This is a genomic window from Sulfitobacter sp. HI0040, assembly GCF_001634885.1.
In the GTDB taxonomy this organism is placed as follows: domain Bacteria; phylum Pseudomonadota; class Alphaproteobacteria; order Rhodobacterales; family Rhodobacteraceae; genus Sulfitobacter.
Window position 1 is genome coordinate 1 of sequence record NZ_LWEX01000159.1, and the last position, 10,721, is coordinate 10,721.

At 63.7% G+C, this 10,721-nt stretch carries 9 protein-coding genes and 2 pseudogenes; 6 read left to right on the forward strand and 5 right to left on the reverse strand.

Annotated elements, in window-relative coordinates:
* The 3 genes and pseudogenes from A3728_RS10795 to A3728_RS10805 form a co-directional block, all read left to right on the forward strand.
* Window positions 1-639 (forward strand): annotated as a pseudogene (locus tag A3728_RS10795) (type III PLP-dependent enzyme); the annotation flags it as partial.
* A 107-nt stretch (window positions 640-746) separates the two neighbouring features.
* Entirely contained in the window at window positions 747-3,044 is a 2,298-nt protein-coding gene (locus tag A3728_RS10800) for a xanthine dehydrogenase family protein molybdopterin-binding subunit (protein ID WP_067923343.1), read from the forward strand.
* Window positions 3,022-4,116, forward strand: coding sequence for a DUF2235 domain-containing protein (locus A3728_RS10805; RefSeq protein ID WP_067923346.1), 1,095 nt, complete (start codon window positions 3,022-3,024; stop codon window positions 4,114-4,116). Before A3728_RS10800 ends, A3728_RS10805 begins: the two co-directional genes overlap by 23 nt.
* Window positions 4,117-4,128: 12 nt before the next feature.
* On the opposite strand, the gene A3728_RS10810 is transcribed toward A3728_RS10805, so the two are convergent.
* Window positions 4,129-4,611 carry a PaaI family thioesterase gene (locus tag A3728_RS10810; RefSeq protein WP_067923349.1) on the reverse strand — a complete coding sequence of 161 codons (483 nt, stop codon included), beginning with the start codon at window positions 4,609-4,611 and terminating at the stop codon, window positions 4,129-4,131.
* A 62-nt stretch (window positions 4,612-4,673) separates the two neighbouring features.
* Window positions 4,674-5,540, reverse strand: coding sequence for a methylenetetrahydrofolate reductase [NAD(P)H] (gene metF / locus A3728_RS10815; protein ID WP_067923352.1), 867 nt, complete (start codon window positions 5,538-5,540; stop codon window positions 4,674-4,676).
* A gap of 118 nt (window positions 5,541-5,658) precedes the next feature.
* Here metF and A3728_RS10820 point away from each other — a divergent pair, with 118 nt between their 5' ends.
* Both A3728_RS10820 and A3728_RS23450 read left to right on the forward strand, forming a co-directional pair.
* Entirely contained in the window at window positions 5,659-6,564 is a 906-nt protein-coding gene (locus A3728_RS10820; RefSeq protein WP_067923354.1) for a LysR family transcriptional regulator, read from the forward strand.
* Window positions 6,565-6,863: 299 nt separating this feature from the next.
* On the forward strand, window positions 6,864-7,721 hold the full coding sequence (locus A3728_RS23450; RefSeq protein ID WP_201722164.1) for a hypothetical protein: 858 nt from the start codon (window positions 6,864-6,866) through the stop codon (window positions 7,719-7,721).
* 316 nt (window positions 7,722-8,037) lie between these two features.
* Here A3728_RS23450 and A3728_RS10830 read toward each other — a convergent pair whose 3' ends face one another.
* A complete protein-coding gene (locus tag A3728_RS10830) occupies window positions 8,038-9,078 on the reverse strand; it encodes an NADP-dependent oxidoreductase (protein WP_067923358.1) in 1,041 nt (346 codons plus the stop codon).
* A 183-nt stretch (window positions 9,079-9,261) separates the two neighbouring features.
* Between A3728_RS10830 and A3728_RS10835 the strand changes: the two genes are divergently transcribed.
* Window positions 9,262-10,047, forward strand: coding sequence for an inositol monophosphatase family protein (locus A3728_RS10835; RefSeq protein WP_067923360.1), 786 nt, complete (start codon window positions 9,262-9,264; stop codon window positions 10,045-10,047).
* A gap of 15 nt (window positions 10,048-10,062) precedes the next feature.
* On the opposite strand, the gene A3728_RS10840 is transcribed toward A3728_RS10835, so the two are convergent.
* Both A3728_RS10840 and A3728_RS10845 read right to left on the reverse strand, forming a co-directional pair.
* Entirely contained in the window at window positions 10,063-10,440 is a 378-nt protein-coding gene (locus A3728_RS10840; protein ID WP_067923363.1) for a GFA family protein, read from the reverse strand.
* Window positions 10,437-10,721 (reverse strand): annotated as a pseudogene (locus A3728_RS10845) (rhomboid family intramembrane serine protease); the annotation flags it as partial. The pseudogene A3728_RS10845 and the gene A3728_RS10840, both read right to left, overlap by 4 nt.

Consider the following 10,721-nt stretch of genomic DNA (forward strand, 5'->3'; position numbering starts at 1 on the left):
GCGGCCATGGGGTTCCGCTCGGGCCTGTGCTTTCACCCCGGCACCCAGTGCGAGGACGCCAATGCATGGGTCCAGTACATTGAGGCGGCGGCGGGCATCTGCCGCGCGGCGGGGGTGCGTATCGGGCGGCTGAACATCGGCGGCGGGTTCGCTGCGGACCGGGGGCAGGGCCAGCCCGATCACGGCGCTGTCTTTGCCGCCGTGGGTGCGGCGGTCGCCCGGGCCTTCGGTGCCGATGCACCGCAACTGATCTGTGAGCCGGGGCGCGCCATGGTAGCGCCCTCCTGCGTGTTGAGCACCCGGATCAAGGCGATGCGCGACGGCGGCGCGGTGGTCTATCTGAATGACGGTATCTACGGCGGGCTCGTGGATCTGCGTGACATGGGGCTGAGCGGCCTTTTGCGCGTGGTCTCGCCCGAGGGGGCGGCGCGGACCGGCCCCGCGCGCCCGCGTGTGGCATTCGGCCCCACCTGCGATTCGCTCGACCGGCTGCCCGACGGGCTTGCCCTGCCGGAAGACACGCAGCCGGGCGATTACGTGCTTTTCGGCGGCATGGGGGCCTATTCCGTCGCCATGAGCACCGCCTTCAACGGCTACGGCCTGCATGAGGTCGTCATGGTCGCCGGGTTGGAGGGCTGACGCGCGCGCGCTGCCCGCCCCAAAGGCTGCCCCGGTCCGCTGGACAACCGGCACCCCATCGCTAGTGTCTGCCTTAACGCGGAAATCGCCACGAAGGGCAGAACGACATGGAAAAATTCGGCAAGAGCCAACCCGTGAAACGGGTGGAGGATGTGCGCTTTCTCACCGGGGAGGGGCGCTATGTCGATGACATCGCCCCCGAGGGTGCGCTGCATGCGTTTTTCCTGCGCTCCCCGGTGGCGCATGGCCATATCACCGGCATCAATACAGGCGATGCCGCATCGGCAGAGGGGGTCCATGCGGTGCTGACCTGCGCGGACCTCGAAGCGGCGGGCGTCAAGGTCGCCATGCCCGGCACCGTGGTGGAAAACCGCGACGGGACCAAGGCCGCCAAACCCGAACGGCCCGTGCTGGCGCGGGACAAGGTCCGCTACGTGGGCGAACCGGTGGCGATCATCGTCGCCGATACCTACGATCAGGCACGCGACGCCGCCGAACTCATCGAACTCGACATCGACGAATTGCCCGCCAAGATCGACCTGAAGACAGGCGGCGAGACGCTGCACGACGAAGCGCCCGACAACCGCGCCTTTGACTGGGGGCTGGGCGACGAAGAGGCGACGCAGGCGGCCTTTGACGCGGCCGCGCGCAGCGTGTCGCTGGAAATCGCGGACAACCGGATCATCGTGAACTCGCTCGAACCGCGCGGCTGCTATGCCGAATGGACCGACGGAAAGCTCCATGTCGCCAACAACGGGCAGGGTGTCTGGGTGCACAAGGACAACCTCGTGAAGGCTTTCGGGCTGGAAGGTGACGATGTGCGCGTGACCAACCCGGACGTGGGCGGCGGCTTTGGCATGAAGGCCATGGCCTACCCTGAATATTTCAGCGTGGCGCAGGCCGCGCGCCTGACCGGGCGACCGGTGCGCTGGATGTCGGACCGGACAGAAGCGATGCTGAGCGACAACGGCGGGCGCGACCTCGTGTCGCTGGCGGAACTGGCCTTTGACGAAAACAACCGGATGACCGCCTACCGGGTCCGGTCGCGCTGCAACCTCGGCGCCTATAACTCGCAATTCGGTCAGGCGATCCAGACCAACCTCTTCAGCCGCGTGCTGATGGGCGTCTATGATGTGCAGACCACATGGCTGCAGGTTGAGGGCTATTATACCAACACGGTGCAGGTGGATGCCTATCGCGGCGCGGGCCGGCCCGAAGCGATCTATGTGCTGGAACGGCTGATGGACCGGGCCGCGCGCGAACTGGGCGTGGACCCGTGGGAGCTGCGGCGCATCAACTTCATCGCGCCGGATAAATTCCCCTACAAAAGCGCCACGGGCGAAACCTACGACGTCGGCGAATTCGCCCGCGTGCTGGACCGCGCCGCCGAAAAGGCGGACCGGGACGGCTTTGCCGCCCGGCGCGCGGCGGATGCGGAGCGGGGCCTGCTGCGCGGGCAGGGGCTTTGCTATTACATCGAAAGCATCCTCGGCGATCCCAGCGAGGGCGCGCAGGTCGTCTTCAACGAGGACGACACCGCGACGATCCTCGTGGGCACCCAGAGCAACGGGCAGGGCCATGAAACCGTCTATGCCCAGTTTCTCAGCGATCAGACGGGCATTCCCGCCGACCGCATCACCGTCGTCCAAGGGGACAGCGACCTGATCGCGCAGGGGGGCGGCACCGGCGGCTCACGCTCCGTCACCGTGCAGAACAACGCCACGCTGGCGACCGTCGCGAAGATGACGGCGGCCTTCACCGCCTTCCTCGCCGAAGAGCTCGATGTGCCGGAAGATGCGATCCGCTTCGATGACGAACGCTTCCGCGCCGAAGGCTCCAACGTCTCCCCCACCATGCTGGAGGTCGCGCGCATGGCCCGTGAAAAGGGCCGCGACGATCTGCTGCGCCATCACGAACGCGCCAAGCTGGAAGCGCGCAGCTATCCCAACGGCGCCCATGTGGCCGAGGTGGTCGTGGACCCCGCCACCGGCGTCGTGACGGTCGACAGCTACACCGTGGTCGATGATTTCGGAAACCTCATCAACCCGATGCTGGCCGAAGGGCAGGTGCATGGCGGTGTGGCGCAGGGAATCGGGCAGGCATTGCAGGAACATGTGGTCTATGACGCGGACGGCCAGCTGCTTACGGCGTCCTTCATGGATTACGCCATGCCGCGCGCCATAGATTTGCCGGGAATTTCGTTTACATCTGAACCCGTCCCATCCACGGCCAATATCATGGGCATGAAAGGATGTGGCGAGGCAGGAACGGTCGGAGCACTGGCAGCCGTGTCGAACGCGGTGCAGGATGCGCTCTGGGAACGTGGCGTGAGACAGGCGGACATGCCCTTCACGCCGCACAAGGTATGGGAGCTGTTGAACGGTGGCGCCATCGCGGCAGAATAGGAACTGGTTTGCCCGTCTCTTCGGGCGCTTCTGGCGGCGCCCGGCCTCCGATTTCGGACCGCGCCGGGGGGCTGTCACCCATGTCGTGATCCTCGACGGGACGATGTCGTCCCTTGTAGAGGGGGCGGAGACCAACGTGGGCCTGTCCTACAAGCTGATGCGCGAAATGGGCAGCGCCCTGTCCATCTACTACGAACCCGGCCTGCAGTGGCAGGACTGGCGCAGCACCCGCGACGTGATCATGGGGCGCGGCATCAACCGGCAGATCCGCCGCGCCTATGGCTACCTGGCATCGCGCTACCGGCCCGGCGACCGGGTGTTCTTCTTCGGCTATTCGCGCGGGGCCTACGCGGTACGCTCGCTTGCCGGGGTGATCGACCGGGTGGGCCTGCTGCGCCCGGAGGAGGCGACGGAGCGCAATATCCGCGAGGTTTACCGCCATTACGAAGGCCGTACCCGGCCCGAGACAACCCGCGCCTTCAGCCGGGCCCTCTGTCAGAAGGACGTCACGATCGAGATGATCGGCGCATGGGACACGGTGAAATCGCTGGGCATCAACGCGCCGGTCCTCTGGCGGCTGAGCGAGCGGCACCATTCCTTCCACAACCACGACCTCAGCAGTATCGTGAAAAACGGGTTTCACGCGCTGGCACTCGACGAGACGCGCATGGCCTATGCGCCGATCCTCTGGCGCTCGGACCCCGATTTCGAAGGCCGGGTGGAGCAGATGTGGTTCCCCGGCACCCATGGCGATGTGGGCGGCCAACTGGGCGGGTTCGAAGCCGCGCGCCCGCTGTCCAACATCCCGCTGGTCTGGATGCTGGAAAAGGCCGAGGAGACCGGGCTGCCCCTGCCCGAAGGCTGGCGCGAACGGTTCCCGCAGGATCCGCACGCGCCTTCGGTGGGCACATGGCGGGGCTATGGCCGGGTTTTCGTCACCCGGCGGCGGCGCAAGCACGCGCTCGACCCGTCGGAGCATATCCACCCCAGCGTGACCGAGCGCGCCGCCGAAGCCGAAGGCGCGTGGCGGCTGCCGGGAATGCGCCTTCCCCGCAAGGTCGCCAAGGGCTGACGCGCCTTTTCCTCAGCCCAGTTTCATCACGATACAGGTCGTTGACCCCGTGGCATAAAGCTTGCCGTCCTCCACGCCCCTGATCTCGCCATGGGCGATGCCGGTGGACCGGCCCACGTGGTCGATCACCCCGATGCTGTCGATCTGCATGCCCAGCGGGATGGAGCGCAGGATGTTGATCTTGTATTCCAGCGTCGTATAGACGCTGCCGCGCGGCACTTTCGTCATGACGGCGCAGGCCATGGCGGAATCCAGCAGCGTTCCGTACCAGCCGCCGTGCACGGTGCCCATCGGGTTGGTGGTGCCGAAATCGGGCGCGCCGCGAAAGACGACGCGGCCCTCTTCGACCTCGTGCAGGGTATAGCCCATCTTTTCCGAGATGGGCGGGCCGGGGAAAGTCCCGTCCACCATCTTCTGCATGAATTCGAGGCCGCTGTAGTTCAGCACTTCGGACTGCGGTACGAGGTCGGCCGGTGATTTCGCGATGGGTCGCACGGGGGTGGCTCCTGTCTGTTACGGCGGCCAGTAGGGACCGCCGCACCGGCAGGGGCAAGCGCTTACGCTACGTCCGAAAGCGCCACCTGCGGGGTCACGCCCAGGGCGCGGCAGACATTGCGCGTCAGTTCCGCACGGTTCAGCGTATAGAAATGCAGCGTGTCGACGCCTTCGTCGATCAGCTCGCTGCACAGTTCGGTGCAGAGCGCTGTCGCCAGCAGGTCGTGCCGGTCGTCGCGGATCGCCGCGTCAAAGGACTGGTGCACCCAGTCGGGGATCAGCGCGCCGCAGCGTTCGGCGAAGGACCGGGCCGATTTCCAGTTCACCACCGGCATGATGCCCGGCGTGATCGGCTTGTCGATGCCCGCCTTTTCGCAGGCATCGCGGAACCGCAGGAAGGTTTCGGCCTCGAAGAAGAACTGGGTGATCGCCTCGTCCGCGCCGGCGTCGAACTTGCGCTTGAGCCATTCGATATTGGCGGCCTCGTCGGCGGCGTCGGGGTGCGAATCGGGGTAGGCGCCCACGCGGATGGTGAACTGGTTCATATCGGCGAGCGCCTCGATCAGCTCACAGCTGTTGGCGAAGCCTTGCGGATGGGCGGTGAAGCGATCGGCCCCGTCCGCCGGGTCGCCGCGCAGGGCCACGATGTCGGTCACGCCGGCTTCGGTAAAGCCGCGCGCCACGTCGAGCGTTTCTTCGCGGCTGGCACCCACGCAGGTCAGATGGGCGGCCACCGGCAGCCCGGAGGTGCGCCGCAGCACATGCGCCGAATCCTGTGTCAGATCCCGGGTGGAGCCCCCGGCACCATAGGTGACGGAGAAAAACCGCGGGGCCAGCGGCGCGAGCGCCTGCGCGGTATCCCACAGCTTGAAAGCTGCATCGACCGAACGGGGCGGGAAAACTTCGAAGGATACGCGAGGCGTGGTCATTACTACATTCCTGAAACGGGGCCGACGGGCGGCGGGATATCTGTTGCCCCACTTGTCGCATGTGTCGCGATGTGAGACAAATTCATAACTCTCATCTTCAACATGAGGAACGCCTCATATGCATATCGAGTTCCGGCACCTGCGCACCATACAGGCGATTCACGAAGCCGGCGGGCTGGCCCGGGCCGCCGAGCAGATGAACATCACCCAATCCGCGCTCAGCCATCAGGTGAAGGGGCTGGAAGACCAGGCGGGGGTGGAGCTTTTCGTGCGCCGCTCCAAACCGCTGAAATTGTCGCCCGCCGGGCAGCGGCTGCTGAAGCTCGCCCAGCAGGTTCTGCCGCAGGTGGAGGCGCTGCAGGCGGAATTCACCGGCCTGCGCGCGGGCAGCACCGGGCGGATGCATATCGCCATCGAATGTCACGCCTGTTTCGAATGGCTGTTCCCCGTGCTGGAACAGTTCCGCCGCGCCTGGCCGGACGTGGATGTGGACATCCGCCCCGGCCTCGCCTTCGAGGCGCTGCCTGCCCTCCTGCGCGAGGAGGTGGACCTTGTGGTGAGTTCCGATCCCGAGGACCTGCCCGGTGTGACCTTCATCGAATTGTTCGACTACAACCCGGTCTTTGTCGCGGCCAGCACCCACCCGCTGGCATCCAAACCCTACGTGGAGGCGGCGGATTTCCGGGGCGAGACGCTGATCACCTACCCGGTGGAACGGTCCCGGCTGGACATCTTCAGCCAGTTGCTGATCCCGGCCAAGGTCGAACCGGCGGCGATCCGTCAGGTGGAATTGACGGCGGTGATCCTGCTGCTGGTGGCGTCGAACCGGGGGGTGTCGGTCCTGCCCGACTGGGTCGTGCGGGAGGTGAAATATTCATCCGACTACGTGACCCGCCCCCTGACGGAGACGGGCATCACCCGCAGGCTCTATGCCGCCGTGCGGAGCGACGACAAGGACAAGCCCTTCATGAAGGAACTGCTGAAGCTCGCAGGGCAGGAGGCACGTAAGCTGCAGCGGGCGTGAGGGGGGTGGGGAAGGGGCTGGGAAGCCCGGTGTGGAGGACCGATGTAGGGCCGAGTCAGGAAGGGCGGGAAGGAGTCCTTCACTGAGAGTGCGAGCCGATCATGCCGAAGCTAATGGAGCGGACATTCAGCCAGCAATTCTTAGGTGCTTGGCGATATGTCGAAGGTCACATACAAGGGCTTATGCGCGAAAGGTTGCTGCGGTTTGCGAGGCGTGCAGTCTACAATGCAACTCTGATAGCGTCGTAACAACGCATTGCGTCTAAAGAATCCCGCAATAATTAGAAAGGCTGTCAATCTATGGCAAAACCAAAACCGTTTGCCTTTGTGCTTATGCCCTTCGGCGATGAATTCGACGATATTTATCGGCTTGGAATTCAAGAAACAGCAAGAGATCAAGGCGTTATAGCTGAGCGCGTTGACGAGCAGATTTATACTGAAAGTATTCTAGAACGTATCTACCGACAGATTGACGCGGCGGATTTTATCATTGCCGACATGACAGGCAAGAATCCCAATGTTTTCTATGAGGTGGGGTACGCCCACGCTAAAGACAAGATTTGTACACTTATCACTCAGAAAGCTGATGATATTCCTTTCGATCTAAAGCACCATCGACACCTTGTATATGATGGGTCCATCACGAACTTGAAGAAGATGCTCGGTGCCGACATCGAGTGGGTGAAGTCCGAGATTGAACGCCAAAAAACCATAACTTTCGAAGTTAATACGCGAACACAAAGAGAGTTTCTTACGGTCAACGACTACTCTAGATCAGGTACTTTCGAGCTAGTAATTGATATTCACAATCGAACCGAAAAACGAAGCCCCGAAATCGACGCCATTTATCTCTACACAAGTGAAAGGTGGGAGATAAAACAAGACGGTAAACGTTGTGGCCACACGAAATCTGAAAAAGACGATCTGAACAGGCGGCACATTTTAGCCACAACGGCGTCGCGTCTCGCTCAAGGGGCTTGGACGCAAATTAGATGTGAGCTGGAGACAAGTTTTTGGCGGAAGTACCGGGACGACGGTGTCGATCCAAAGAACACATACCGCATCCAAGGCTACTTGGTAGTGGAAATTTCGACTTCAGAAGGAATGTTTCCTACTCGTATCGACTTGGATGTTGAATTTGACGAGATACCATTTTGAGTATCTAAGGACGGCGCGCATATCGAGGCTTATGCACCGCTAGAAGAAACCCAGCAAAATCACGTGGCGAAGATGGTGCATTAGACTAGGGCGCGTCCAGACGTCCGTTTTTGGGAAGCTGTGCAGCGGCAATGCGAGCACTGATCAAGGTCTGCTCAGGGCCGGTTGCCACAGGTCCCCATGCAACCCTTCGGTATCTTCTGCGATTAGTACAGACAGGTTTGCACTCTACACCCCGACCATCCTGCTCATCACCCACAACACCCAACCACACACTGCGCAACAAAAGGGGGCGGACGAACCGCCCCCCTCAAAGTCATGCGACCTTCACGATGGCCTTGCCGAAGTTGCCGCCCGTCAGCAGGTCGATGAAAGCCTGCGGCGCGTTTTCCAGCCCCTCGGTGATGTCTTCCTTCACGGCGATGCGCCCGTCGGCGACCTGCGGGGCGACCTCCTGCAGGAACTCCGGGAACCGCTTCCAGTGGTTCGAGATGATGAAGCCGTTCACGCTGAGGAAATTGACGAGGATCGTGCGCCACAGCTTGGGCGCGGTCAGCGCCTCCTCGGCGGCACCGGCGCCCAGCCCGCCCGCGTTGTACCACGCGATCATGCCGCAGATCGGGATGCGCCCGTGGGGGTTCATCAGCGGCATCACCGCTTCAAGAACCTTGCCGCCCACGTTCTCATAGTAGATGTCGATCCCGTCGGGGCAGGCCTCCTTCAGCGCGGCCCGCAGCGATTTCGCGTCGTCATAGGCGCGGTGATCGAGGCATTCGTCAAAGCCGAACTCCGATTTGGCCAATGCGCATTTGTCCGCCCCGCCGGCGATGCCCACGGCCCGCAGGCCCATGGATTTCGCAAGCTGGCCCACCATGGACCCCACCGGCCCGGTCGCGGCGGCCACCACCAGCGTTTCGCCCTTCTTTGGGCGGCCATATTCATTGAGCCCGAACCAGCCGGTGAACCCGGGCATTCCCAAAACCCCCAGCGAGGTGGTGATGGGCGCCTGATCCGGGTCCACCTTGCGGCACATCTGCGCCTGCGCCACGCCATGGGTCGCCCAGCCGAACATGCCGAAAGCATAATCGCCCGGTTTGAAATCGGGGCTGTTGGAGGCGATGACCTCGCCCACCGATCCGCCTTCCATCAGCCCGCCCACCGGCACCGGCTGGGCATAGGATTTCGCATCGTCCATCCGCCCGCGCATATAGGGATCGAGCGACATGTAATGGACCTTCACGAGGATCTCGCCCTCACCCGGGGTGGGGATGTCCCCCGTCTCAAGGCGGAAGTTCTCCTGCGTGGGCGTGCCATCCGGGCGGGAGGCCAGGACGATCTTCTGCATCTGTTCACTCATGGGGGGTTCCTTTCGGTCGGAAAACTGTAATCGCGCCCAGCGTAACAGCCGCCCGGAGGCCCCGACAGGAACAACCGGAATGACGTAGGGTCAGAGGATGCTGGGCTCCTCCCCGCCCGCCCCCTTGGCAATCCGGTCCGCCTTGCCTATACGCAGCGCCTGATCCCATGACAGGTGCGAAAAATGGTTGGCAGTGCAAATCTCAACATCATGATCAAGGCCGCGCGCAAGGCGGGCCGGTCGCTGGTCAAGGATTTCCGCGAGGTCGAGAACCTTCAGGTATCGGTCAAGGGCGCGGGCGATTTCGTCAGCCGGGCGGACCTCAACGCCGAAAAAGTGCTCAAGACCGAACTGATGGGCGCGCGCCCCACCTATGGCTGGCTGGCCGAGGAAGGCGGCGAGGAAGAGGGGCAGGACCCAACCCGCCGCTGGATCGTCGATCCGCTGGACGGCACGACGAACTTTTTGCACGGGCTGCCGCACTGGGCCATCTCCATCGCACTGGAGCACAAGGGCCAGATCGTTGCGGGCGTCGTCTTCGACCCCGCCAAGGACGAGATGTTCTTTGCCGAAAAGGGCGCGGGCGCCTGGATGAACGAAAGCCGCCTGCGGGTGTCGGGCCGCCAGAAGATGATCGAATCGATCTTTGCCACGGGCCTGCCGTTCGGGGGCCGCAGCGACCTGCCGGAAACACTGAAGGATCTGGGCCGTCTTCTGCCGGTCTGTGCCGGGGTGCGCCGCTGGGGGTCCGCCGCGCTCGACCTCGCCTATGTGGCGGCGGGGCGGTATGACGGCTTTTGGGAACGCCGGTTGCAGCCCTGGGATCTGGCCGCCGGCATGGTCATCGTGAAAGAGGCCGGGGGCCTTGTGGAGCCGATCCGCCCGGAGGCCGATATCGTCGGCAACGGGGAAATCGTCTGCGCGAACGAGGCGATCTTCACCACCTTCGCCAAGACGATCCGCGGCTGACAGGCCCGCGGCGCGTCAGTCGTCGCCGGGAAAATCGTGGTTCTCGCTCCAGCGCATGGGTTCGGCGCGCCAGACCTCCGCCCCTTCGATACAGCCGAGGTTCACGCCCGTCTCCGCCGGGTCGGACCTGCGCTGGTGATGGGTGTAGATCCCGCAAGTGCTGCAGAAATAGTGCCGCGCCGTCTTTGTTCCCCATTGGTAAAGGCTGAGGTTATCGGCCCCCTGCAGGACGCGCACGCTGCTGCTCAGCGCGGTGACATTGCCCGCCTGCCGCCTGCGGCAAAAGCTGCAGGTGCAGCGTTTCGCCCCCGTGATACCTTGCGGAAACTCCGCCTCGATCACCACGGCCCCGCAGTGGCAGCTTGCCCGGTGGCGCTCGCCCGCGTCGCTCATCTGCGGCGGACTTTGGGGATGCGGCTCCCGCTCAGGGGATAGCGCGTTTCGGGGTGGGGCGGATGCCCGTGGGTGCGGCTCCAGAAGGCCGGACCGCCAAGGCTCAGCCAGACCGGCACGGTGAGCGCGATGCCCACCAGGAACCCGCCCGCATGCGCCCAGTAGGCGACCCCCCCGACGCTCGGGTCAGCACCCACGCCGCCGATGAACTGCATGCCGAACCACACTGCCAGCATGATCCATGCGGGGATTGGGAAAATCCGGAAAAAGACGATGAAGAT